20 protein-coding genes are annotated in these 25771 nt (G+C 55.4%); 16 read left to right on the forward strand and 4 right to left on the reverse strand.

The window, feature by feature from the left end:
- Positions 1-236 precede the first annotated feature (236 nt).
- Positions 237-1094 (forward strand): PocR ligand-binding domain-containing protein, encoded by an 858-nt coding sequence (locus Q0I19_RS06995; protein ID WP_294760791.1) that lies wholly within the window; start codon positions 237-239, stop codon positions 1092-1094.
- Between the two features lie 171 nt (positions 1095-1265).
- Here Q0I19_RS06995 and Q0I19_RS07000 read toward each other — a convergent pair whose 3' ends face one another.
- A complete protein-coding gene (locus Q0I19_RS07000; protein ID WP_294760790.1) occupies positions 1266-1982 on the reverse strand; it encodes a rhamnogalacturonan acetylesterase in 717 nt (238 codons plus the stop codon).
- On the opposite strand from Q0I19_RS07000, the gene Q0I19_RS07005 reads away from it, so the two are divergent.
- The 7 genes from Q0I19_RS07005 to Q0I19_RS07035 all read left to right on the forward strand — a co-directional run bounded on the left by Q0I19_RS07005 (position 1936) and on the right by Q0I19_RS07035 (position 8160).
- A complete protein-coding gene (locus tag Q0I19_RS07005) occupies positions 1936-3039 on the forward strand; it encodes a hypothetical protein (protein WP_294760789.1) in 1104 nt (367 codons plus the stop codon). The two genes, Q0I19_RS07000 and Q0I19_RS07005, sit on opposite strands and share 47 nt — an antisense overlap.
- A 130-nt stretch (positions 3040-3169) precedes the next feature.
- Positions 3170-3775, forward strand: a complete 606-nt coding sequence (locus Q0I19_RS07010) for a class I SAM-dependent methyltransferase (RefSeq protein ID WP_294760788.1) — start codon at positions 3170-3172, stop codon at positions 3773-3775.
- Positions 3776-3846: 71 nt separating this feature from the next.
- Positions 3847-4533 carry a class I SAM-dependent methyltransferase gene (locus Q0I19_RS07015; protein WP_294760786.1) on the forward strand — a complete coding sequence of 229 codons (687 nt, stop codon included), beginning with the start codon at positions 3847-3849 and terminating at the stop codon, positions 4531-4533.
- Between the two features lie 70 nt (positions 4534-4603).
- Positions 4604-5377, forward strand: a complete 774-nt coding sequence (locus tag Q0I19_RS07020) for a hypothetical protein (RefSeq protein WP_296023481.1) — start codon at positions 4604-4606, stop codon at positions 5375-5377.
- 9 nt (positions 5378-5386) lie between these two features.
- The gene (locus Q0I19_RS07025; RefSeq protein WP_294760783.1) at positions 5387-6229 is read left to right on the forward strand and encodes a class I SAM-dependent methyltransferase; all 843 of its coding nucleotides are present in this window, start codon (positions 5387-5389) and stop codon (positions 6227-6229) included.
- A complete protein-coding gene (locus Q0I19_RS07030; protein WP_294760781.1) occupies positions 6226-6858 on the forward strand; it encodes an L-2-amino-thiazoline-4-carboxylic acid hydrolase in 633 nt (210 codons plus the stop codon). Before Q0I19_RS07025 ends, Q0I19_RS07030 begins: the two co-directional genes overlap by 4 nt.
- A 702-nt stretch (positions 6859-7560) precedes the next feature.
- Positions 7561-8160 carry a GGDEF domain-containing protein gene (locus tag Q0I19_RS07035; RefSeq protein ID WP_296023483.1) on the forward strand — a complete coding sequence of 200 codons (600 nt, stop codon included), beginning with the start codon at positions 7561-7563 and terminating at the stop codon, positions 8158-8160.
- Between the two features lie 307 nt (positions 8161-8467).
- On the opposite strand, the gene Q0I19_RS07040 is transcribed toward Q0I19_RS07035, so the two are convergent.
- Entirely contained in the window at positions 8468-9409 is a 942-nt protein-coding gene (locus Q0I19_RS07040; RefSeq protein ID WP_294760778.1) for an AraC family transcriptional regulator, read from the reverse strand.
- Between the two features lie 240 nt (positions 9410-9649).
- Between Q0I19_RS07040 and Q0I19_RS07045 the strand changes: the two genes are divergently transcribed.
- Positions 9650-11536 carry a hypothetical protein gene (locus Q0I19_RS07045; protein WP_294760776.1) on the forward strand — a complete coding sequence of 629 codons (1887 nt, stop codon included), beginning with the start codon at positions 9650-9652 and terminating at the stop codon, positions 11534-11536.
- Between the two features lie 84 nt (positions 11537-11620).
- The gene (locus Q0I19_RS07050; protein WP_294760775.1) at positions 11621-13327 is read left to right on the forward strand and encodes a glycogen debranching protein; all 1707 of its coding nucleotides are present in this window, start codon (positions 11621-11623) and stop codon (positions 13325-13327) included.
- A gap of 51 nt (positions 13328-13378) precedes the next feature.
- Here the strand turns inward: Q0I19_RS07050 and Q0I19_RS07055 are convergent, their stop codons facing one another.
- The gene (locus tag Q0I19_RS07055; protein ID WP_294760773.1) at positions 13379-14200 is read right to left on the reverse strand and encodes an alpha/beta hydrolase family protein; all 822 of its coding nucleotides are present in this window, start codon (positions 14198-14200) and stop codon (positions 13379-13381) included.
- Between the two features lie 172 nt (positions 14201-14372).
- Positions 14373-15206, reverse strand: coding sequence for an AraC family transcriptional regulator (locus tag Q0I19_RS07060; protein ID WP_294760772.1), 834 nt, complete (start codon positions 15204-15206; stop codon positions 14373-14375).
- Positions 15207-15861: 655 nt separating this feature from the next.
- Here Q0I19_RS07060 and Q0I19_RS07065 point away from each other — a divergent pair.
- From Q0I19_RS07065 to Q0I19_RS07090, 6 genes are all read left to right on the forward strand, one after another.
- Positions 15862-17277: an extracellular solute-binding protein gene (locus tag Q0I19_RS07065; RefSeq protein ID WP_294760771.1), complete on the forward strand. Its 1416-nt coding sequence runs from the start codon at positions 15862-15864 to the stop codon at positions 17275-17277.
- Positions 17278-17403: 126 nt separating this feature from the next.
- Positions 17404-18306: a sugar ABC transporter permease gene (locus tag Q0I19_RS07070; RefSeq protein ID WP_294760770.1), complete on the forward strand. Its 903-nt coding sequence runs from the start codon at positions 17404-17406 to the stop codon at positions 18304-18306.
- 35 nt (positions 18307-18341) lie between these two features.
- A complete protein-coding gene (locus tag Q0I19_RS07075; protein WP_294760768.1) occupies positions 18342-19187 on the forward strand; it encodes a carbohydrate ABC transporter permease in 846 nt (281 codons plus the stop codon).
- A gap of 86 nt (positions 19188-19273) precedes the next feature.
- Positions 19274-21526 carry a glycoside hydrolase family 3 C-terminal domain-containing protein gene (locus tag Q0I19_RS07080; RefSeq protein ID WP_294760767.1) on the forward strand — a complete coding sequence of 751 codons (2253 nt, stop codon included), beginning with the start codon at positions 19274-19276 and terminating at the stop codon, positions 21524-21526.
- A 25-nt stretch (positions 21527-21551) separates the two neighbouring features.
- Positions 21552-22739 carry an MFS transporter gene (locus Q0I19_RS07085; RefSeq protein ID WP_294760766.1) on the forward strand — a complete coding sequence of 396 codons (1188 nt, stop codon included), beginning with the start codon at positions 21552-21554 and terminating at the stop codon, positions 22737-22739.
- Positions 22736-25759 carry a glycoside hydrolase family 2 TIM barrel-domain containing protein gene (locus Q0I19_RS07090; protein WP_294760765.1) on the forward strand — a complete coding sequence of 1008 codons (3024 nt, stop codon included), beginning with the start codon at positions 22736-22738 and terminating at the stop codon, positions 25757-25759. The genes Q0I19_RS07085 and Q0I19_RS07090 overlap by 4 nt, the downstream gene beginning before the upstream one ends.
- Positions 25760-25771 lie beyond the last annotated feature (12 nt).

The raw sequence follows: 25771 nt of genomic DNA on the forward strand, positions 1-25771 counted from the left end.
CGGACTTCCTCCATGGGGTAAGTCCAGATGCCGTCTTGCAGGCGGTTTTCCCAGGTAAATTCGCCCTGCGCAAGGGGAGTGTGCGCTGCATCGATCAAAACCGCCTTGATGCGGGTGGAGCCAAGCTCCATGCCGAGGGAACATTGGGGTAAATCTATCATGGCGTATCTCCTTGACAAAGTGGGGGATGTTCGGTATCATGAAACTATCTTATTGTTCAGAAAGGGTGCGCTGACGTGGGGACAGTTTTCAACAAAAAAGAGCTTTTGGTTCTGCTGCAGGACTTCCACTGCCTGACCGGGCTGCGCTCAGCGGTGTTTGACTCCTACGGCATCGAAGTGCTTGCCTACCCGCCGGAGCTTCCGATGTTTTGCAGCCTGATCCGCAGTGTGCCGGAGGGCAAGACCGGCTGCTATCTGTGCGACCAGGCGGCGTGCCGCAATGCGACCCGGCAAAAGAAAACCATCATCTACCCCTGCCATGCAGGGCTGATCGAGGTCATTACGCCCATCCAGATCGACGATGCGGTGGTGGGCTTTTTGCTGTTGAGCCACATTGTGCAGGGCGAGGATGAAAACGTCGAATGGGCATATGCGAAAAAATGCTGTGCTGCGTACAATTTGAACACAAACGCCTTGCACGAGGCCTACAATACCCTGCAGCGAACGCCGTACCCGGTGCTGAAATCGGCAGCCGACCTGCTTGCGCTGGCAGCGGCGGCGCTGTACCAAAAGGGAATGACGCGGCTGGCGTCGGACAGTATGCAGGAAAAGCTCAGCCAATATCTGGCAGCGCATCTGCACGAAAACCTGACTAGCGAAACCATCTGCCGGGCGCTGTCCGTAAGCCGCACGGGGCTGTATTATCTTTCACGGCAAAGCTACGGCTGCGGCATCAATGAGCAAATCACTCATCTGCGCATCCAAAAAGCGATGAAGCTGCTTTGCGACACCTCTTTGTCCAATGCGCAAATCTGCCAGCAGATCGGTTTCCCGGACGACAACTACTTTTACCGCGTATTCCGCAGGCAAACCGGCTTGACGCCCCGCCAATACCGTGATTCCATCATAGCAGACAATGCGAAACCTGAGTAGGGATTCCTGTTTGCAATACTGGATTTTTGTTCAAAAATTTTGATAAAATGTCCGCCCAACAGCAAGAGAAGCCCTCGGTTCACAAGGAACCGAGGGCTTCTCTTTTAGAATGCAGCGGGAAGGGTACGCGGAGTCTGTGGCAAATTAAAAGGAATTTGCGGCAGGGCGCGCTTACCCTTCGTATCCTTTTTCGTCGTACTTGTCCTTTTCCGGTGCGGCAAGCAGAACCTGCGCATAGGCACCGCCCAAGGCCTGCAGCCCGTCGGCAACAAGCCCGGTGAACATTACCGCCCCCGCATACCGCAGGTGGGTATTGTCGGTTTTTCCTTCGGGATAGTTGGGGTAAAGGTTGGGGGCAAAAACCATATACAGCTCACGGCTGGCGGGTTCGCCCAGACGCTGTACCAATCGGGCGCTGGCGGCGGTTAAGTCGATCAGCGGCAGACCCTCGCGCGATGCCAACGCGCGCACTGCGTCGGGGTAGGCACCGTGGGTCGGGGTCAGGGTGTCCCCCTCAAAATGGCGGCGAACCAGCGGTGTGATCAGCACCGGCAGCGCACCCTTGGCTTGTGCGGCGCGGGCATAAGCCAGCAGATTGGCGGCAAACTGCTCCGGCGAAGCGTAGCGGGTCGGGTCGTTTATTTTTTCGTCGTTATGACCAAATTGAATCAGCAGCAGATCGCCCTGGCGCAGTGCGTCCTCAACAGGAGCCCACAGCCCTTCCTCACGAAAGCTCTTGGTGCTGCGCCCGTTGCGGGCGTGGTCGAACACTGCAATGTCGGGGCGCACATACAGGTCTAAAACCTGCCCCATACCGCACTGCGGCCAGGTAAAAATCGAATTGAACTGCACGGTGGAATCACCGATCCAAAAAATACGCGGTGCCATACAAATACCAGACTCCCCTCTATATATTATATATGTTATAGCACGCAGACTGCCTAAAAACAAGAGAAAAACCACACAAAAGTCGAAATTCACAAAATCACGCAAATGCGCCAAAGTCGAGCGCGCGTTCATACTTCGGGATGATTTACTTTTTTGCCTGCAATGGTATAATCTAAGTATCGTACTACCATTGGTTTTCTGCCTTTACAGAAATGGGGAAACAAACGTGAACGGAAATGTCTTAATAAAACCGGCTGTTCAGCAAAAATTTGACGGTGTTATGCGAAACGGACGCATCCTCTTTTTCAGCGCGCCCTGCGGCTTTGGCAAAACAGCGGTGGCCAACGCCTTGCTGCGCAAATGGCGCACGCTTTGCCTGCGTGCCGATGCACCGGATTTTTCGCTGCAGGGGCTGCCGGACGAATGGGACATTTTGCTGATTGACGACTTCCAGCTCATACAAGAGAAGGAGCAGCTGCAGGCGCTCTGCGATTTGATCCGCGCCAACCCGGCCCGCCGGTTTGTGCTGCTTTCCCGCGGGGTTCCGCCCGCCTGTATGGCGGCGTTCCAGTACACGGGGCTGATGACCACCTTGGAGCCGGACGACCTGCTTTTTGACCGGGAGGATATCCGCCGCTATTTTGCCGACAACAAGGTCCCTGAAACTGAGAGCGAAATCTCCGTTATTGTAAAGGAAAGTCTCGGCTGCCCCTTGGGTGTGGTGATCACGGCGCGGCAGATGTTCGGCGGCAAGCCTTTCAGCCCGGAGCTGGTAGCGCGAGCTTACCGGGAGGTGTTTACCTACCGAAGATTCGCAAATGTTCCGGAGCTTTTTGTCAGGCTGCAGCCTCTCCCTTGCCTTGCGGAAGGGAAGGGGCTGTTTGTGTTTTTGAGCAGATCTTCATCGGGCATAAATGATGTAAAATTTATGACGAAAATCCGCGCTGCAAAGAATACTCCTATTGCAAAACAGAAGAAAGCGCAGTATAATAAGGCTAAGAATACAAAAGCCGCAGCGATGCGGCTTTTGTATGGAATGGTAGTTAGTACTGTCTAACCAAGCGGTTTATGTACATGGGTTAGTTAGCTCTAACAATAAAGAGAAGAACCGCAATGCGGGAAGACAAGAGTTTCTGGGACAGAAATGCAGGTCGGTACGACCGCTTAATGCGAATCGGAGGTGTGATATGTCGTTCTTTGAAAACACCCGTAAGCCTGAGGGCTTTGGCGGGAAAATTATGGTTGCTATGATGAATCTGGGTCACAGCCCTGTGGCGCGGTGGGGGCTTCGCTTTTTAGAGCTTGCGCCGGATGCCAGGGTACTGGACTGCGGCTGCGGAGGCGGCGCCAATATAAAAAGGCTGCTGAAAAGATGCCCGCGCGGCATTGTCAGGGGTGTGGATTATTCCGCTGTCAGCGTAGAGAAAGCCCGAAACTTAAACCGGACTGCCATTCAGAAAGGGCGCTGTGCGGTGTGGCAGGGCAGCGTGGAGCATATCATCTTTGCGAAGGATTGGTTTGATGCGGTTACCGCGTTTGAAACAGTCTATTTCTGGTCGGATCTGCCGCAGTGCCTTCAGGAGGTTCGGCGTGTGCTGAAGCCCGGTGGGACATTTCTCATCTGCAATGAGAGCAACGGTGACACGGCTCAGGACGAGAAGTGGACGAAAATTATCAACGGTATGACCATCTACAAGGACACCCAACTGAAAGTGTATTTGGAACAGGCGGGTTTTCAAAATATTCAGATACACAAAAGAAAAAACTGGCTTTGTGTCACGGCACAAAAATAAGGTGCGGCGTTGATCCATTCGACACCGGAAGGGCAAGCCCGATGCGGGAAAAGTGATAAGGGGGAAAACCTATGGAACGAAAAGAAGCGATTCGCAGCGCCTATCGGCTGACAGGCGGCAACAATTTTTACGACGGAATGATCACCTGCTCGACCTTTGGCGGAAAAGCGGTATGCCGCTTGGTGTGGGATATGAACAAGGCGGAAAACGATGCCTATCTGGAAAATGCACTGTCCGGTATCCCGGAGCATTTCTCCGGTAAGCTGCTGGAAGTGCCGGTGGGAACCGGTATTCTGACCATGCCGCTTTACAAGACACTGCCCCAAGCGGACGTTACCTGTCTGGATTATTCGGCGGATATGATGGGACAGGCGAAGGAAAAGGCGGAACGTCTGCACCTGCAAAATGTGACCTTCCGGCAGGGAGATGTAGGGGCGCTGCCCTTTGCGGACGGCGCGTTTGACGTGGTTTTGTCGCTGAACGGCTTTCACGCATTCCCGGATAAAGAGGCTGCCTATCGGGAGGTGTTTCGGGTCCTGAAACCCGGGGGAACCTTCTGCGGCTGCTTTTATGTGGCGGGCGAGCAGAAGCGGACGGACTGGTTCGTTCGGCACATATATGAAAAGGCGGGGTTCTTTACAGCACCCTATGAAACGACCGCCGGCTTGAAAAAACGGTTGGAGAAACGGTACGCAGCGGTAACACTGGGAACCGTGAAGAGCATGGCGTGGTTTGTCTGCCGGAAAGGAAATCAATGAAAGGCTGCAGGTGCTGCTTTGACCGCAGGCGGCTGTTGAGATAGTAGTGTTCACTACGGAAAGGACTACGATGAAATTTAAGACATTGGGAAATCGGAATGCCCCCGCTGTTTTGTTTTTTCATGCAATGGGCGTGACGGGGGAGAGCAGCGAACCGGTTGCAAACTATTTACAGGATAGGTATTTCTGTATTCTGCCTACTTCCACGGTGTACTGCAAAGGGCAGAAATATGTCAGCAAGGCGGAAGAGGTTCGTCAGGTGGAAGCATATCTGAAATCTCAGGGAGTGGAACACCTTGAATTGGTTGTGGCTTCTTCGATCGGTGCCGATCTTGCCATGGCTTTTTTAACAGGCACGAAGCTGCCCATCGGACATGCTTTCTTTGACGGCGGGCAGTTTGCGCAAATCGCAAAAGGAACGCGCCGCATTATGACGCCGTTTTTGTATTTCGCTATCAAGAGTCTGTATTGGTCAAAGGGCGGCACACTGAAAAAGATTTTGTGGTGTGACGATGACTCCATAAAGCCGTATTTTATAGCTGCAGGTGAAAATCTGACCTACACAAATTTGCGGCGGCAGATTTTGGACAGCTTGGAGGATAAGCCCTTTCCGTGCCTTGCCGAGGAACTGCAAAAGCATATGTATTTCGAGTTTGGCAGCATAGAGGATCATTGTAAATACCGTCAGGCAGTGATGGAAGCCTATCCCTGCGGCCATTATCCTGTGTTTGAGGGGTACGATCATATGCAATATCAGATTCGTGACCCGCAAGGCTTTGCTGAAATGCTGACATATATCGCTGCGCATGACGATATGCCGAAGCTGCCCTTTATCAGAAAGTGAGCTGTCTTTATGAAATACAAAATTGAGAAAAACACCGTACAGGAAACGCTGGTTCTCCCGCTGTATTCCCGAAAGCTGTGCTCGGAACTGTACCCAAACCTCTATCGGGATGAAACGGCGGTGCGTTTGATAGAAAACATCGACTACGATTTTTCAGAGGCGGAGAAAAATTCCCGCAGCCTGATGCAGCGCTTTGGTGCGCTGGAGGTTGCCATGCGGCAGTGCGACCTTGCGTGGGAGGTACGGGAGTATCTGAAAGCCCACCCTAACGCGGCGGTGGTCAATCTGGGCTGCGGGCTGGACAACACCGGCAGAGCCTGTGACAACGGTCGCTGCAAAATTTACAATCTGGACTTCCCCGACGTGATCACTGTGCGCAACGAACTGCTCCCTGCCGGAGAACGGGAGCAAAACATCCCCTGCAATTTAAACGACACGGCGTGGTTTTCTGAAATCGATGCATCGGACGGCGCAGTGTTTTTTGCCTCCGGGGTGTTCTATTACTTTTTGACCGAGCAGGTCAAGGCGCTGGTACAGGCAATGGCGAGTGCCTTCCCCGGCAGTATACTGGTCTTTGACGCAGCCAACAAGACAGCGGTGAAGATGATTGCAAAAACGTGGCTCAAAAGCGCAAAGATTCAGGATGTGGGCGCGTATTTTGCCGTGTCGGATGCCAAAAGCGAGCTTTCCCCCTGGGACAGCCGTCTGCAGGTATCCGGCCGGGGTTATATGCTGGGCTACAACGATTTGAAAGACCCTTCCGTCAGCGGATTTTTCCGCTTTCTTGCCAAGGTAGGGGATAACGGGATGAAAATGCAGATCGTAAAAATTGAATTTGGAGACAGACAATGAAATACGCAGGGATGCCCTTTGGAATGTGGGCGCTGTTTGCCGGTTCGTTTCAAAAGCAGCTGACTGCCGTGTTGGGCTATGATGCAGCCACCGCAAGAGCCATCACGAAAAAGGCAAAGCCGCAATACCGGCAGATCATCCGCGGGCTGCCGGAGTTTGAAAAGGCCGACCGCTTCAAAATGAATCTTGTCAACTGCGCCATGATCGGGGCGTTCATTCTCTCCATGCCGCAGCGCCCGGAGGTGGACAGCCTGACGGATTACTACGCAAAATCCATGATGACAGCGCCCATGCAGTGGTTCTGCTGCAGGAGCGGAAAAAGCAAGTTTACCCCAAAGGACATGGCCGCTATGAAAGCCACCGCCGCGCTGAAAGCCGCCGACCGCAACCCCTACTCGTGGAACATGGAGTTTTACGAATACCCGGATGGCAGCGGCTACGAGGGACGCTTTACCAAGTGCGGCATCTGTGTGCTGATGAAGGAACTGGGGCTGTACGACCTGACCCCCGCTTTGTGCCATCTGGATTACACCATGAGCGAGGCGGGTGGTGTGACAAATTTTGTGCGGCAGTACACCCTTGCCTCCGGCGGACCCTACTGTGACTGCGGGTACAAAAAGAAGGGGTAGCGGACGCTTCTGTCTGTGTTGCCTTTTTATGCTTTACTGCCGATATAGAAATCGCAGCTGTTTTTGACAAAAAGTGGACACATCCCACTGGACAAGAAGAAAAGTGGCGGTATAATACTAATATAGGGCAAAATCGGCACAAAAATGCAGTTTTTACCGATCCCGTGCGAGCAATGTTTCTTTTTGGAGGCTTTCGTGAACGGATATTTTTATGTTTTAACAGGCATTGATCTTGTCGTTCTGAGCTTTATGTGTATTCTCACAAGGCTGAGCGAATCCTTGAGCAAAAAGCAAAAACGGGGTTTCCTTCTCGCCTTTGCGCTGATTGCGGCAATTTCCGGCTTGGAAATGGTTACCCTTGCCGTTGACGGTGCGCCGGCAGAATTGCGAGGGGTGAATATTTTGTCCAACTATCTGGGCTTCGGGCTGTCGCCCGCCGTGCCGCTTTGCTTTGTGTATGTGCTGGATAAAAAATCGCTGTCAAGGCATAGCTTTAAGGCAGCGGTATGCTGCGAGATCGGGTATCTGCTCTTTTTTGCGCTGTCTATACCTTTTGGCGCGGTGTTTTCCGTCAGCGCCGATAATGTCTATACGCGAGGCAGGTACTTTTTTGTTTACGTCATCCTGTACTTTGCGTCGCTTTTGTACCTCTCGGTGTCCATGGTAATCACAAGCCGTGTGTTTCAAAACCGGAGTCGAGCCTTGATCTATCCGCTTATGTGCTTTCTGACAGTTGTCACCGTCATTCAGGTGGCGCTGCCCGATTTGCACGTGACCTGGATGTGTGTTACCCTGCTGTCGGTGCTGTACTTTACCTATTGCAACGAGATGTGGAACCAGTTGGATTCGCTCACCGGGCTTTTGAACCAAAACAGTTATCTGAATCGCACGGCAGAGATGCGCAGCAGTGGCGGGCTGTTGATCGCCTTTGATGTAGACAGCTTCAAGCAAATTAACGACTGCTACGGTCATTTGCAGGGTGATGTCTGCCTGGCCGCGATTGCCGCGTGTCTGAAAAAGGCATACGCGAATGATGGGTACTGCTATCGCATCGGAGGAGATGAATTTTGTGTGCTGCTGAAAAACGCCGCCAAAGAGGCCGCCTGCAAAGAGGAGTTTTTGCGTCAGATGGAAGAGCAACGCAGGGAGCTTGAATTTCTACCGACGGTTTCCTATGGCTCAGCCCTGCTTTCCGGGGAGAATGTTCTTGCGGTAAAGGAGCAGGCCGACCGTGCCATGTATCAATACAAAAAAGCGCGAAAGAGCTGCGCGGCAGCTAAACAAGAGGAAACTACAGCTTAACATAGGTGTTTTTTATATAAATAAGCAGGAATGTTTTTGTTTATTAAGGGACAATCAACAAAAAAGCTTAAACTGTGCCATACAGCTTGTTAACTGTGGTGACGAAACAATCTTGAATTTTGACTTTGCCCTTTGTTGCATGGTATAATTAAGGCAAGAAAAACCGCACGAAATGCGGTCAGAGAGAATCACCATGAAACTGCACATGTTTTGATTTCAAACGTTGTCGGCCTTCTCCTTGGCAGGAAATTGTCAAGAAGAAGGCCGACTTTCTGTTGCTGCACCGATTGCGGGTGCAGCGTTGTTTTCAATTATGGGATGTTGACGTGTGTTCTGCGGGCGGCGATTCCTGACTCATCAGGGTCATCAGGTAGTCGCGCAGGGCCTCAGGTGTTTTACCTTCGAGCTTTTTTGTCACGCTGCAAAAGTAATTTTCGCTGCTGAAACCCACCATTTCGGCAATGTCCGCTACGCTCAGATCAGACTCCAACAGCAGACTTTTGGCCTTTTTGATGCGGTAACAATTCACATACTCTACCAGACGCTGTCCTGTTTCCTGCTTAAACAGCTTGCTGGCATACTCGGTATTCAGGCCGGTCTCGGCGCAAATTTCCGCTACGCTTAGTTTGCGGTAGTAGTTGTGTGCCACCGCCGTCTCGATTTGGTGGATCACATGCGAATGCCCTGAGGTGCGGGCGTCGTCGCGGCGGGTTTCCTGCAAAATCATCGTAAAGATGACCATAAAATGCACATGCGCTGTCAAATGCCAGTAGGGGTTTTGCTGGTTGTAGGCTTTCAGGATGGCGCGGAAACGATACTCCATGTCGGACGGGTTTTTCAGGGATAACGTCACAGGAAGCTGATAGCCGCCCTCAAACACGGGATTCTCGCGGATGTGTTCCGGCTCCGGTATCTCCGGGCTGAACAGCCGTACATATTTCGGGCCTTTGTAAAACTCGCTGACCCACTCGCGGTCGGGGTAAAAAAACAAATCACAGTGGAACCAGTATAATTCGCCCTTTTCGTTTTCATCCACCCAAAAGTGGTGCGGCGTGTTGGGCGGGATAATAACAAGCTGCCCGGACTGGATTTTGTAATAACGGCCGGCTACCGTGAAGTTGGCCGTGCCCTTAAAGCAGAAAAAGAACTGGTGATCGTAGATTCTTCTGGCAAAGCTCTTCCACGAATCACGGCCTTGTATGCCTGCCTCGCGAATGTAGGGGCAAAGCTCATCGAAACGGCGCTCCATATTCAATCCCTGCTTTCTCTCTGTTTTTTATTTTACTCTCTTTCAAAATACCATGTTTTTCCGTCTGCGTCAATAAAAGTTGTATATACTTTTGTTCTTTTTTGTGCGAAATGCCCCAATTTTTCGAGATGATACGGCTTTTCTGTGATGTGCATATCGAAAAATTGAACTTGCTGCCTTTGAAAACAGTCACGCATCTGCTATACTGAAGAAAATGTACCCCTAAGGAGGATACCACCCATGCGCTGGAATCTGCAGCAAGACAAACTGGTACTTACCGCCGCCGATCCACATACCGACAGCATTGAACTTTCGGGCCGCGGTTGCAGCCTGATGCTGGGCTATGGCACGGGCGTTGAAGGGGAACTGATCCTTTCGCGCCGCGCAGTTTTTCCCACGCTGCGTTTGGCCCCCAACGTGACAGAGGCTACTTTTATCTGTGATATTCCCGCCGATGCGGCGCTGCATCTGGAAACCTCTGAACGGGAGCGGGCCGTAGCATTTACGTTTGACGGTGTATTTACAGCGCAAAGTAGACTGGGCGATTTGTCGCTGCTTCGTACTTTTGTACCGGACAGCAGCGCTCTCGGTTTTTGGGAGGAGCTGCGGGTTCAAAACACAGGTACACAGTCGGTGGCTGTGCAGCCCTGCCGGAGCGAAACCATGCCCGCGCAGTACGGACGCGGTGTCTACGGCATTTATGAGGTACAGACCCAACCGGAAAACAGCGATGCCGTAACACTGGCGCCCGGCGCGCAGGTCATTTACCGCGCCCATACCGCTGCACGCATTTACGGCAAGCCTTGGCCCGAACCACTGCCCTTTGCGCAGGAGCTGCAAAACCGCCGTGACCGCATACAGGCGCTGCAGGGGCAAGCTGTACTGAAAACCGGCGATGCGGCGCTGGATACGATGTTCCGCCTTTGCAAGCTGCACGCGGCGGAAACCATCTTTGATACATTGGTCGGCCCCTTGCACAGCCCAGGCGGGTGCGAGTATTACGCCGCCAGTTGGACCAACGACCAGGTCGAATACGCAGGGCCGTGGTTTGCCTTTGCGGGGGATGCGTTAGCCAAGCAGGCGGCGTTGAACGCTTACCGTCAGTACGTCCCTTTTATGGGGCCGCAGTACACACCGATTCCGACCTCCATCATCAGCCAAGGGCAGGACATCTGGGAAGGCGCGGGCGACCGCGGCGATGCGGCCATGTTTTTGCAGGGGTGCAGCCGCTTTGTGCTGACGCTTGGCTCGGCACAGTTGGCCGAGGAATTCGCCGAGCCGCTGCTCTGGTGTGCCGAATACTGCCGCCGCCACACGCTGCCCAACGGGGTCATTGCCTCCGACAGCGACGAACTGGAAGGACGGTTCCCTTCGGGCGAGGCCAATCTTTCCACCAACTGCCTGTGTTATATGGGTCTTGCCACAACAGCGGTCCTGCTGCGTGAACTGCATCGCGACGCCGATGCCCACCGGCTGGAGCAGCAGCGAACGGCGCTGGGGGACGCCATTGAGCGTGAATTTGCCGCCGAGGTGCGCGGCTTTGACACCTACCGTTACTATAACGGCTGCGAAAAACTGCGTTCCTGGATTTGCTGGCCACTCTGCGCGGGGATACCGAACCACGCTGCCGGTACTGTGGACGCGGTATTCAGCCCGCAGTTGTGGAGCGTGCAGGGCATGTTGTGTGAGGAGGGCGATGCTACCTACTGGGATCGTGCCGCCCTATATGCTTTGCGCGGCAGCTTTGCGCAGGGCTTTACCGAAAAAGCCTGGCCGCAGTTGGCTGCCTATACCCGGAACCGCCTGCTGGGCGAGCGTGCACCTTACCCCATTGAGGCATGGCCTGAGGGCGGTATGCGCCATCTGAGCGGGGAGAGCGCGCTCTACTGCCGCATCGTCACCGAGGGGATCCTGGGCATAGAGCCGCTGGGTCTGCATCGCTTTGCGCTGACACCCCGCTGCCTGCCCGGCATCGAAAGCTGGAGTCTTGAAAATATCCATGCGTTCGGCACGGTGTTCACGATCCGCATAGACGGAAAAAGCTGCCGGGTCGTTTCCGAGCACGGCAGCCTGAATATACCTATGGAAGAACGCAGCGTCGTGGAATTTTCGGCGGATACCCGCTAAAGGCACTCACTCAAACGGGTAGCGGATGTCCGGCCGCCAAAAAACAGAGGTTTTGCAAAACTTCCGAAAAACCAGGAGGCATATATGGATATACGCAACATTCCGTTCAGTCGGCGCGGCTCTTATATGGCGATTTCCGACTGCTGCGAAAACTACCGCGGCCATGGCAACCGCGCAGGGCTGTGGCTGCGCACGGTGTCGGGCGCAACCGAAACGCCCTTTGTCATGCGGCTGCAGCTGCTGGAGCGTGGACAGCCTGCCCCATTTACCACGGAGTTTGACGGCCTGACGCTGCACCTCGTCGGCGCACATGGCAATGTCAGTCTGTGTTTTTGCGGGCCAGATACTCTGCTGTGCCATGGCATCGGCGCAAATATAGGGCTGCTTCTGGATGAGATCTGCGCGCCGGGCAGCTGCAACTACCTGCAGCCCATCGTGCCGGGCGATGAAGATATCCTTTGCGTCAACTGCTACAAGAATTCCGCCCGCTACCTGCTTTTCCGCAGCGCGGGAACGATGACGCCGCATCAGGTTTGGGATCGTGAGGAGGCGCATGACTGTTGCGTGAAGTTTGGTGCGGCAGCAGGGGAGTTCCGCTTTGCCATACGCGAGTTTGTGCGAAAACTGGATCTGACGCCCCCGCCTGCCGATGCTGCCCCCTGCCTTGCGACAGCGCGGGAGGATTTGGCGCGCTTTTTGCCGGAGGCTGCAAGCATACCCGCCGCGTACCGCACCGCTGCGCAGACATCGGCCTATGTGCGGTGGGCATCACTGGTGGCGCCGCGCGGCCAACTGCGGCGGGAAGCTATGCTGATGTCCAAAAACTGGATGACCAGCGTCTGGTCGTGGGATCACTGTTTTAACGCATTGGCACTTTGCGATGTTGACCCCGTGCTGGCGTGGAATCAGTTTTTGGTGCCCTTTGACCTGCAAAGTCCCGACGGCGGTTTGCCGGATTTTGTGGACGATGCGGCTTGCTTTTTTAACTGTGTCAAGCCGCCGATTCACGGTTGGACGCTGAAAAAAATGATGCAGCGCATGGAATTGACGCGGCAGCAAAAACAGACCGCCTACGAAAAACTCTCTGCCCTGACAAGGTGGTGGTTTGCCCAGCGTGATCAGGATGGGGACGGCCTGTGCGAATACTGGCACGGCAATGACAGCGGATGGGATAATTCCACCGTGTTTGCGCAGGGGCCGTGCGTGATTTCCCCCGATCTGAGTGCCTTTTTGGTGGTGCAGATGGACGTGCTGAAAATGCTGGCTATACAGCTCGGTCTCACGGACGAGGCCGCGCAATGGCGGGAACAGGCACAGAAAACCGCCGATGTAATGGTAAAAACACTGTTTGAGAATGACCTGCCCATTGCCCGTGATGTCGTGACCCGAAAAATCATTCCCAACAAAAGCCTGCTGCCCTATATGAGCCTGCTGGCAGCCGACTACCTGCCGCGCCGCTGCGTAGACGCAATGCTGGCTGTGCTGCAAAGCAGTGATTTTTTAACGCCCTACGGTTACGCTACCGAAAAAGTCGCAAGCCCGGCCTTTGAGGAAAACGGCTACTGGCGCGGTGCGGTGTGGGCACCTACGATGTGTCTGTTGTACGATGCCCTGAAAACCGCAGGGGCCGATACGGCGGCCCGAACCGCAGCCGAGGCGTACTGCCGTGCCGTCCAAGTCGGCGGCCCGGCAGAAAACCACAGCGCCCTGACGGGAGCCGCCCTGCGCGACCCCGCCTACACCTGGTCAGCCAGCGTGTTCCGTCTGCTTCTGCAGGAAATTTTACAGTAAAAAATCCCCCGCGCTGCTCCCCAAAAGGGAACAGCGCGGGGGATTTGTCGGTTACAGAGAAAAGCCGAAAAATGCAAGAGCCTTTTGGATGGAAAAATCCCAGAACCGCCATTCGTGCTCGAAATTGTCGTATTCCTCAAACTGTGCGTCGATGCCTAAATCCTGCATGTGCTGCTTGAAATGCAGGTACTCTTGATACAAAAAGTCGTTCTTGCCGATGGCACAGTACAGGCGGGGACGGTCGGGCAGACGATCCCATGCCTGCAGACGATCCCAAACGTTGGAGGGTGAGTTCAAAAAGGCGTCCGTGCCGCCTGCGTCCTGCACCATGTTCTGCAGACGCGGCCCCCACACGGGCTGCGCATCGGAATCCCGTAGGTGGGTATAGTCGGCGGCGCAGCAGGACAAAACCGCAGCGCCCGCGAACAGATCCGGGTGCCCGACCGCATATTGCAGCGCGCCCGACCCACCCATCGACAGTCCGGCAATAAAGTTATCCTCTTTTTTGGCAGAGGCAGGAAACCAGCCCTGTATCAGCGGCATCAGCTCCTCGGTCAGGTAATCCCACATGCGGTAACCCAGCGCAAAGCCCTGCCAGTTGACATAGTTGGCATTCAGCCCTGTGGGCATCACGACAATCAGATCCAGCTCGGTGGCATATAGCTCAATGCGGGACTTGCGCAGCCAGTCGGTGTAGTCACCGTAGGTACCGTGCAAAAGCCACAGCACCTTGTACTTTTTGCCGCTTGCGTAGTATTGCCTGGGCAGACCGGCGGTTTCAGGCGACCAGATGGGGTAATCCGGCAAAATGACCGCGACATCCGTGTTGCCTTCCAGATAGTAGCTTTGAAAATTCAGATGCACCAAAGACATGGCAAACCCTCCGTTTCGTTAGCGGGGCAGCGGCCCCTTTGCTGTTATGATACCCGCAAACCGTCGCGCCGTGCAAGAGACGATTGCGGAATTTTTGTGGTTGTATCGATTTTTTGCACCCTGCCCGGCGTTTCGGAAAACACACAACGGGGGCAGGTTTGCTTTTGTGCTTTTATCCGTTCTGCTGGCGGCCGGAAGTCTCGTTGGCGCAATGCAGTTCCAGATATTCGGTGGGGGTCATGCCGAAATACTGCCGAAAACACCGATAAAAGGTACGCGGGCTTTCAAAACCGGAGTTTAGTGCCGCGTGCAGGATGGGCGCGCCGTCGTTCATCAACTCGGCGGCATGGCGGCACCGCAGGGAGTAGAGGTACTCCGGTACGCTGCAGCCGAACGCGCTGTTGAAAATGTGAGAAAAGCGGCTTTGACTGTATCCAAACTGTTCGGCCAGTGATTTTTGGGTCAGGGCTTCGGTGTAGTGCGCCTGCAGGTATACAAGGATATCCTGCACTAGATGGGTGTCAAACTCATGCTGTTTGGGCATCAGCCCGACCTTTTCGATCAGCGTACCCAGCACAATATATAAATACCCGCGCACGAGGGTTGGGTTTTGCGGCGGCTCGTTGTCGTGCAGCATACCGGCCAGCGTCAGCATAGCGGAAAGCAGCGGCCCATCGGGGCGGTCGTCATCGTACACCAGTCGCTGAAAGGTCTGTCCTTCCAGAATATCGCGACAAAAGGGGACCCAGTGCGGCGGAATGATCAGCACGACCGACTCGCAGTGGCCGAGACTCTGGTAAGAATGTACAAGGTAGCTCGGCGCAATGGCAAGCTGCCCGGCGTGCAATATCTGCCGCTTGCCGCCTAAGGTGATCAGCATCTCGCCGCTTAAAATATAGGCCAGTTCAATGCCGGCGTGAAAATGCGGATAATATTCGTCGTTGATAAGGCGCCAGCAGATGGGTACATCGCGCTCGTCACGGTCGTGTTCGTAGACTCCCAGCATGGACAGAACCTCCTTTGTTGATATCTGCCTCTATTATATAGCATATTTTGACACTTGAAAAGTAGCGAATGGCAAGACTTTGTTAGTGAATATCGCTAAAATAATAAGTGCAAAGGGAAAATCAAAAGTAAAAATGATGAACCGAGGCTGCTGTACAGCAAAGAAACCGCCCTATAAGACTGGAAACGTAACGACTCCTGAAAGAAAAATTGACATTTTTGTGCGGATAACCAAAAAACAGAGAAATGCAAAAATGTTGGCCTTATGGTGCTTTTCCGAAATCTCGTTACGTCGGCAGCGATTTCTGCATGATTTTAACCGGAAATGCTTTGAAAATCTCGATTTTTTATAAAATCTCACTGTTTTGAGTCTTTACAAATCCGCTTGGCAAAATTATAATAAAGGCAATAAAGGCATAGAAAAATCAACGAAAATTGATTAGATTTGTGCAATGTGAATAGAAAACATGAGAACTATGTGAAGAAGCTCTTTTGTAAAACAGAAATATTTTCACTTCTCAAAAATTCGTACTTGATAAGAATTTGCTGTTTTTTATTTGCTCACGGTTCACTGCCCGCGGGAAATCCAACAAGGAATTGGCTGCCAAGGCAGCTGGAGAAAAACTATACAACATGAAAAAACGGAGGAAAACAAAATGAAGTTGAGCAAACAAATTTGCGCGGCGACTATGGCGGGCCTGATGGCCGTTTCCATGGCAGCTTGCGGCGGCGGCTCCGGCAGCACCGCAGCGTCCGGCAATGAAGGCGGCAACACCGCCGCCCCCGCAGTGGGTGAGACCCTGGGCCATGCGCTGACCTACGACACCGCCGCCCCCGTCAACAACGGCGAAAAGATCGAGCTGACCCTGTGGACCGACCCCGAACCGGAGCCATACTATCAGGAACTGGCCGAGAAATACCACGCCATCCATGAGAATGTCACCATCAACGTGATTTCTCAGCCTTGGAGCGACTACTGGACCAAGCTGCCTCTGGCGCTGGATGCCGGTAACGGCCCCGACCTGTACCGTACCCACCCCGGCTACTTCCCCAACCTGCAGAAGTACAGCTATGAGCTGCCTGCCGACACCTTCCCGATGGATCAGGTGGCCGAGGACTTCCCCCAGTATGATGCCTCGCTGTATGACGGCAAGTTGTACACCATTCCTCTGGGTATGACCACCGGCGCCGGTGTGTACTACAACAAGGATATGTGGGCTGAGGCCGGTCTGACCGAGGACGACATCCCCACTACCTGGGATAAGTTCGAGGAAGTCGGCAAGAAACTGGTCAAGACCGACGACAAGGGTAATATTATCCGCTACGGTTTCTCCATTGACCACGCCTTTGAGGGCTTTATCGACACCATGAACTACTCCGCCGGCGAGGCTATGTTCAAGGACGACCTGTTCACTTACAACCTCGACAACGAGACCACCTACGAGAACATCGCCCTGCTGCAGCGCTTCAAGGACGAGTTCATGATGTACTCCGACGGCGACGCCGAGGACCAGTTCGGTCACGGTCAGGTTGCCATGGTCGGCCACTGGAACTGGGTTGCCGGTTACTGGAACGCCACCTACCCCGAACTGAACTGGGGCTTCTTCCTGATCCCCACCAAGGACGGCAAGCAGCCCGCTGCTTATGACCGTGCCATGCCCGAATGGACTCTGACGGTTTCCGCTGCCGACGAAGCCAAGCGCGCCGTTGCCTTTGACGTGCTGAAATTCTACGCCTGCGAGCAGAACAGCTATCTGGATCACGCCGTTCGTATCGGTTGTGTCTGCGCCAACAAGAACCTGGTTGACGACCCCAAGTTTGACGACCAGCCCAACCTCAAGACCATCAGTGAAATTTCCGACCACCTGGTCGCTCTGGGCACCGTTCCCAACTTTGAGGCCAAGAACAAGGCTCTGCGCGCTGCCGGCAGTGATATCTTCATCAACGGCAAGGACCCGAAGGAAGTTATCCCCGGCGTCATGGAACAGCTGAACAGCGATGCCGAGAAGAACAACATCGTGTTCAAGTCCAGCGAGAACGAGTTCAAATACTACGACCAGCTGCACAAGTAAGCTGTACGCAGATATCCGCGTAATAACCAACAGGCAAGCACGGGCCGCTGCAAATGTTGCGGCGGCCCGCTTTTATTACCCGCCCAAAGGGTAATGCATGCCGGCAAATCATCAGGGGTGAATAACGTGAAACCAAAGACAGCAGCAAAAAAATCTTCGATGCGCCAGCCGGGCCGACGGTTGATGATCGGCGGTACGATGGGCTTTGTGCTCGTCACCTACGGCCTGTTCATCTTTTTCCCGATCGTGTACGGTTTGTGGACCAGCTTTTATAACTGGAACCCGTTCCGCAGCCAATTTGAATTTGTGGGTCTGGGCAACTATACCTACGTCATCCAAAGCCCGGATTTCTGGCTTTCGCTTAGAAATACCGTGCTGTTTACCATCGGTGCACTGATTATAACGGTTGTTTTCAGCCTTTTGTTGGCGGCCATGATGCAGGGCGTCAAAAAGGGTATGGGTTTCTACCGCGGCGCGTATTTTCTGCCGGTCATCAGCTCGACGGTTGCGACCTCGATGCTGTGGAAATTCATGTTCCGCTACGACGACGGTCTCTTCAACGCTTTGCTGATGCAGATGGGCCTTTCCAAGGTGCCATGGCTGCAGGACGCCAACGTAGCTTTGCCGGTTTTGATGTTTGTGCAGGCGTGGAAGGACATCGGCTATGCGCTGGTGCTGATTCTGGCCGGCATCAACAACATTGACCCCAGCATCTACGAAAGTGCCGAGATCGACGGTGCCAGCAAGCCGCGCCAGTTCTTCAGCATTACGCTGCCGTTGATCCGCAACACAATGACCATCCTGATCATCACCAAGCTGATCGACTATATGCAGGTGTATACCCCTGTTAAGTTTATTACCGGCGGCGGTCCCGGTACCAGTACATGGACCATGTCGTTCTATATCTTTGAACAGGCGTTTACCTACTACAACTTCGGTTTTGCATCTGCCGTATCGTTCCTGTTGTTTGCTATTATTTTTGTGCTGTCGCTGATACAGATGCGATTCGACAAGAAGGAAGCAGATTGACCCAGCCTGTATACGAAAGAAAGGTATGACGATACATGAATACGATCAAAAGACGTAAACCGATACGCATCGGTTACCTACTGTGCCATTTGTTCCTGCTGCTGGTCGTGGCCGTGATGCTGTTTCCCTTCCTGTGGATGATGCTGTGCAGCTTAAAGACCACAGCGGAAATTACCCGCATCCCGCCGCAGTTCTTCCCCGAAAACTGGGGTTATTTCGACAACTTCATCAACGTTATGGTCAAGTATAACTTCGGCCTGTTCTTTATGAACAGCCTGAAGTATACCGTTATCAAGACACTGGTCGTGCTGTATGTTTCGGCCATCGTGGGTTATGTGCTGGCCAAGTTCCAGTTCCGCGGCAACCGTTTCATCTTTATCATGATCCTGTCCACCATGATGATCCCCTGGCCCGCCACACTGATCCCCAACTACCAGATGATGGTCTGGTTCAAGTGGATCAACACCGATATCTCGATTCTGTACAGCTCGCTGACTTCAGCATTCGGTGTGTTTATGATGCGCCAGTTTGCCTTCTCTATCCCCGACTCGCTGATCGAAGCCGGGCGACTGGACGGCGCGGGCGAGCTGAAAATTTTCCACCGCATTGTTCTTCCCATGATGCTTAACGCCATCGGTGCGCTGGCCATTTTCACCTTCCTGTGGGAGTGGGACAACTACCTGTGGCCGTATCTGATGTTGAACGACATGAAAAAGTACACGCTGCCCATCGGTCTGGCTATGACCAAGGGCCAGTTTGTGGCCGACTACGGCCCGATGTTTGCCGGTATCTGCATTTCTGTTGTGCCGGTGCTGATCGTGTACCTCATCTTCCAAAAGACCTTCATTCAGGGCATTGCGTTGGGCGGTGTCAAAGAGTAATCAGGCATCCCAAAGGCCCTTCTGTTTCTGAAGGGCCGATTTTTCTCACAGGGCGTGCGGTTGCCGTGCGCCAAAGGAGGTTTGGCGTGAAACCCGAGCAGATCTTGAAGAAAATGACACTGCAGCAAAAGGTGGCGTTTCTTTCCGGCGACGGCGACTGGCACACCAAGGCCATTCCGGAGTTGGGCGTGCAGGCGGTCGCCATGGCAGACGGCCCCAACGGGTTGCGTATCGAGACCGATCAACTTACCCGCGACAGCCTTCCCGCCATCTGCTACCCCGCTATGGCCGCGCTGGCATCTACCTGGGATCGTGCGCTGGCGGCGCGTCTGGCACAGGCCTTGGCCGAGGAATGTCGCGCTGCATCGCTGGATATTTTGCTGGGCCCAGGGGCTAACATCAAGCGCAGCCCGCTGTGCGGCCGCAATTTTGAGTATTTGTCCGAGGACCCGTACCTTGCGTCCGAGCTGGCGTGTGCCTATGTGCGCGCCTTGCAGCAGGGCGGCGTCAGCGCCTGTCTTAAACATTTTGCACTCAACAATCAGGAATTCTGCCGCATGACGGTGGATGTGCGCGTGCGGCAGCGCCCTTTGCACGAAATCTACCTGAAAGCCTTTGAAAAGACCGTGCGCGAGGCACATCCCGATACTGTGATGAGTGCCTACAACCGCGTCAACGGGGAGCAAATGGCCGAAAGCTCGCTGCTGCGCGATGTTTTGCGCGGTGCATGGGGCTTTGACGGTGTAATCATCAGCGACTGGGGCTCGGTCAGCCAACGTGACGGCGGCGTGGCCGTCGGCATGGACCTGGAAATGCCCGACTCCCACGGCAAATTTGACGGCGATGTCTATGCCGCGCTGGAGGACGGCCGCCTGAGTGAACAGCAGCTGGACGACTGTGTACTGCGCCTGCTGCAATTTGCCGAAACCTGCGCGCAGCGCCGACAGAACGCACAGCCTTCTCAGCCTATGGACGAGCAGGCGCATCTTGCCCTGGCGCGGGAGATCGCCGCACGGGCCATGGTGCTTTTGAAAAATGACGACGCGACCCTGCCGCTGCAAAACGGCCGCCGCGTGGCTGTTATCGGCGAGTTTGCCCGCACGCCGCGCTATCAGGGCGGCGGCAGTGCCCATGTGCGGCCCGCACAGCTGGAGGTGCCGCTGGACTGCCTGCGCAAGGCATACCCCGATTTGATTTTTGCCCCCGGCTATCGTCTGGACGGCGGAGATGCCGCCCTGGCCGATGCCGCTGTTCAGGCAGCCGAACAGGCCGAAGTCGCCCTTGTGTTTGCAGGCTTGCCCGACGCCTATGAGGCCGAGTGCTATGACCGCGTGGATTTGGAACTGCTCGCCGAGCAGAACGAGCTGATTGCGCGTATCTGCCACGCCAACCCCAACACCGTTGTGGTGTTGTTTGCAGGGTCGGCGGTTACTATGCCGTGGGCGCAGCAGGCAAAAAGCATCCTGATGGCCTACCTGCCCGGACAAGCTGTTGGTTCCGCATTGACCGATGTGCTGACAGGCGCTTGTGAGCCGACAGGCCGTTTGGCCGAAACCTTCCCTGCGCGGTTGGAGGATACCCCCAGCTATGGCAACTTTCCGGGGGATGGTTCTGTCTGCGACTATGCCGAGGGCATCTATGTCGGCTACCGCTGGTACGACAAGCGCAAAATTGACCCGCAGTTTGCCTTTGGTCAGGGCGAGGGCTATACGCAGTTCGCCTATCGCGACATATCGCTGTCGGCAGGGGAACTTGACGCCGACGGCGCGGTGCAGGTGAACGTCACAGTGCAGAACATCGGCACCCGCAAGGGGCGCGAGGTCGTGCAGCTGTACGCTGCGCAGGATTCGGGGCAGTGGGGGTATGTTCGCCAGCTCAAGGGTTTTGAAACGCTGGAACTGGAGTCGGGACAAATCGGCCACGTCAGTTTTACGCTGCGTGCCGAAGATCTTTCCGTGTGGAGCGAGCGCGAGCAGCGCTTTTGGGTACAGGACGGCGTTTATATTCTGGAGGCCGCGCATCACAGCCGTGATATCCGCTGCCGCGCCAAACTGGCCGTGCACACCGGCGACTGTGAGCGTGCCCCGCAGGGACGCAACGTCAATGTGCGCCAGCTTTTGGCCGACACGCGCACCCGCGCTATGGCAGAGGAGATCTACGCCGAAATGTTGGCCGACCGTGCCGCCCGCGACCCGAACTTTGACCGCAGCAAGGCGGAACGGCTGGGACAATCGCTGTTTTTAAGCTACCCGGCCCGCAACTTTATTGACATTTGCAGCGCCGAAACAGCAGCCAGACTGGAAGAACGGGTCTACCGAGAAATGGCGGCGCCGGAATAATTCTGCGCCCCAAGGAGGTATTGCAATGCAGCGCTTCAGCAGGCAGGCCCTGATTTATGTCGGAACCGAGGCTGTCTACGGTACGGCGATGGGCATGTACGGGTTTATCCTGAACTTGTTTTTCCTCTCGCTGGGGTTGACTGCCGCGCAAATCGGTGTGATTACCGGCGCCGGCATCGGGGTCATGGGGCTGTGCGCGCTGCCGCTGGGCTTTCTGGCCCGCCGAACAGGCCGCAAAAACATGTATGCGGGCGGTGTGCTGCTGATCGGCGCCAACTTGGTTTTGTATGTGCTTTGCCCGTTGTCGCTGCTGTTTTTGCCGGTGGTCTTTGTGGCCGTCGGCATGACGATGGTCGAGGTATCCGAGGTGCAGGTCATGTACCAAAGCTGCGCCGACGACCGCGAACGGGTGACGGTGTTCAGTGTTTCCTTTGCCACATTTTCGCTGTGCAGCGCGCTGGGCACTTTTTTGGCCGGGCGGCTGCCGGGCCTGATAGGCTACCGCGGCACCATGCTGCTGGCGGGTGTTATCACGCTGCTGGTGGGTCTGATGCGCTGGGTGGCCCTGCACGATGACCGAAAAACGCCCGAGGCCGCGCGGCGCCGCCAACGCGCGCCGCTGAAAACCGTGCTGGATCGCAGGTTTTTCTCGTTTTTGGCGGTCATTGCGTTTCACGGTGCGCTCAGCAACACCATTGGCCCGTTTTCAACGCTGATCCTAAAATATCGCTGCAACTGGCCGGACAGCCGCATCTCCACGGTGCTGACTGTTTCGCTGGTGTGCGGGTTTCTGCTGGCGCTGTACACGCCGCGTCTGCAGCGCAAAATCTACCACGCCGGCATCTATGTGGGCGGCTATGCGGCGTTGATTGCCGTGCTGGCCGCGCTGGCTGTGATGGGCAATGTCTACCTGTTTGCCGTACTGTTTATCGTGCGCAGCGGGCTGGAAATCATGCTGAAAAACATGATCGACTCGGTGACCTACCTGACGCTTGACGAGGCGCAGAAGGATATCTATGCGGGCGCTCGCTCGCTGATGAAGGGCACTGTGGGGGCGCTTACGGCGTTGGTCGTGGGCGTACTGCTTAGCCGCGGCGATGTGGGCTTTGTATTCTGGCTGGCTGTGGGGCTTATGGTCTGCGCGGCAACGCTGTTTATCCTGTGTATCGCACCCCTGTTTCATGACAAAAAGAATGGAGAGCGACCCTTATGACCGAACTGTATCATTTTGACTGGAACGACCAGTCGGTGTTGTCCCGCGGGCGGCTGGCACCGCGCGTACATTTTTACCCCTATCAGGACGTGGACGCCGCACGGCAGGGCGAGAACTCTGCCCGTGTGCAAAGCCTGACGGGGCAGTGGAATTTCAACTGGTTTTCCTCCCCGCTGGAGGTGCCGGACGCATTGCTGCAAACCCCCTTTGATGCCGCCGCCCCCTGCCTGACCGTGCCGATGAACTGGCAGTATGCAGGGTACGGAAAACGCTGCTATACCGATCTTTTGTATCCCTTCCCAGCAGATCCGCCACATATCCCCATGCGCAATGAAACCGGTGTCTACCGCCGCGCCTTTACGGTAACGCCGCAGCACGGCAGCCGTGTTATGCTGCGCTTTGAGGGTGTGGAAAGTGCGTACCATCTGTATGTAAACGGTCAGGCGGCAGGATATTCGCAGGGCAGCCGTATGCCCGCTGAGTTTGATATTACCGAGCTTGTCCATGACGGCGAAAATCAACTGGCGGTCGTGGTATACCAGTACAGCGACGGTACCTATCTGGAAGATCAGGACATGTGGTGGCTGGGCGGTATCACCCGTGATGTTGCCCTGCTGAACCGCCCGGCCTGCTATTTACGGGACATGGTGCTGGACCCCGACTACGACACGCATACCGGCGAGGGCATCCTGCGCCCCGTGCTGCCGCTTTCGGTGCAGGGCGGCCATGTGGAACTGACGGTCTATGACAAAAACGGTACGGTACTGGCACATACGGCGCATCCCGCAGATGAGGTGCGTGTTCCTGCTGTGCGGGCCTGGACGGCCGAGACCCCGACGCTGTACACCGTGGTGGCTGCCGTGTACGATGCCGACGGCACGCTGACCGAGGCTGTGCCGCAGAAAATCGGTTTCCGCCATATTGCGATAGAAAACGGCGTACTGACGCTGAACGGGCGGCCTATCTTTATGCGCGGTGTCAACCGCCACGAGTATAACCCCAAAACGGGCCGTGCCGTCACCTGTGCGCAGACCCGCAGCGAATTGCAGATGATCAAGCAGGCGGGACTGAACGCCATCCGCTGCTCGCACTATCCCAACAACCCTTTCTTCTATGATTTGTGCGAGGAGTTAGGCCTGTATGTCATCGATGAGTGCGACCTGGAAACCCACGGCTTTGAACCGCTGGGCAAGGATACCCGCCTGAACAGCGACCCGACCTGGCGCGAGGCATATCTTGACCGCATCGAGCGCATGGTCGGGCGCGACCGCAACCGCGCCTGCGTGGTGATGTGGTCCCTGGGCAATGAGTCCGCCTACGGCCCCAACTTTAAGGCTATGTACGACTGGTGCAAGCAAAACGAGCCGACCCGTCCCGTACACTACGAGGGGGACTTCAAAAACCAGAGCGTGGATGTTTCCAGCACGATGTACTCGACCATCGGTATGCTGAAGGAGCTGGACACCCAGCAGGACCCGCTGCGCCCGCATATCCACTGCGAGTTTGCCCATGCCATGGGCAACGGCCCCGGCAGCCTGCAGGAATATTATGAAGTGTGCGAAAATTCCCGCCGTATTCAGGGAATTTTTGTCTGGGAATTTAAGGATCACGGCGTATACGAAAAGCTGCCCGACGGGCGCGAATGTTACCGTTTTGGCGGCGAGTACGGCGAGAAATTCCACAACGGCAACTTCTGCATGGACGGGTTGGTGCGCTCGGACGGCGTGCCCTCGCCGGGATTCTTCGAGTACGCCCGCGTGGCCGAGCCGGTGCACGTTGAGGCGTTTGATTTGGCGCGCGGCAATGTGCGGGTGAAAAACCGCTTTGATTTCCTGACATTGGACGGCTTTGTATGCCATGGCCGCGAGCTGTGGGACGGTGTGCCCCAAAAAGAGTTTACTTTGCCGATGCCCGCTGCCGCACCCCGCAGCACGTTTGAGTTGACTCTGCCAGAAAACATGGGGGAGGGCTGCCCCGTCGGCAGCCTGGTAACGCTGGAGTTGGAATTCCGCACAAGCACTGCCCTGGGTGGGCTGCCGCAGGATTGGCCGGCCGGACGTGCCGGCGTCGTTCTGCGCGAGGAAACCCCCGCGCCCGCCGCCCCCGCCGCGCCCGCCGCCTGTGAACGGCAGGGATATGCCCTGTATGTCAGCGGAAAGGATTGGTCCTTTGTGCTGGATCCCGTGCAGGGGCGCATCTGTGAGTACATCTGCCGCGGACAGCGTCTGCTGGAGCATGGCCCCGAACTGAATTACAACCGCGCGTATATCGACAACGACATCAAAAACCAGCCCCAGTGGAACGAAAAACACCTGCACTCGATGCGGATGTGCGTATCCGCCATTGACTGGCAGCAGGAGCAGGACGCCCTGGTAATTCGCGTTGAGGGAAAATTCTCGCCTGAGGCGATGGATTGGGGCACCGATGTCACGGTGACTTATCGCGTCTTTGCCGACGGCACACTGACAGTGGCGCTGACCGGCGATTTCTACGGCCCTGCACCCACCGAACTGCCCAAAATCGGCAGTGAACTGCATGTTCCCGCTGACCTGCACTGCGTGACCTGGCGCGGCTTTGGCCTGGGTGAGTGCTACTGTGACAGCAAGCAGGCGCAGACAGACGGTATCTGGCAGCAGCAGGCGGCCGATATGGGGTTTGCCTACTCCTGCCCGCAGGATAACGCCAACCGCACGGGTGTGCGCTGGGCGGCTATGCAGGCAGAAAACGGCGCAGGTCTGGCTATTGCCGCCGACCGCCCGTTGGACATGGCGGTGCGCCGTTACAGCGATGAGCAGCTGCAAAATATCGCACACGACTGCGAACTTACGCCCGATGCCGACCGCCTGTACCTGCACATGGACTACCGCAATTCCGGTTTGGGCAGCGGCAGCTGCGGGCCAATCGCGATGGCGCAATATAAGGCGTATCCCATTCACTACGCATGGAAAATGGCCTTTGCGCCCATGAGGCCCGACGAGGACGCCCCCCGCGCCGCCCGCCGCGCTATGGCAAGGCTGTAAGGCATTTTGCGG

The organism is uncultured Gemmiger sp. (assembly GCF_934561205.1).
GTDB lineage: Bacteria > Bacillota > Clostridia > Oscillospirales > Ruminococcaceae > Gemmiger.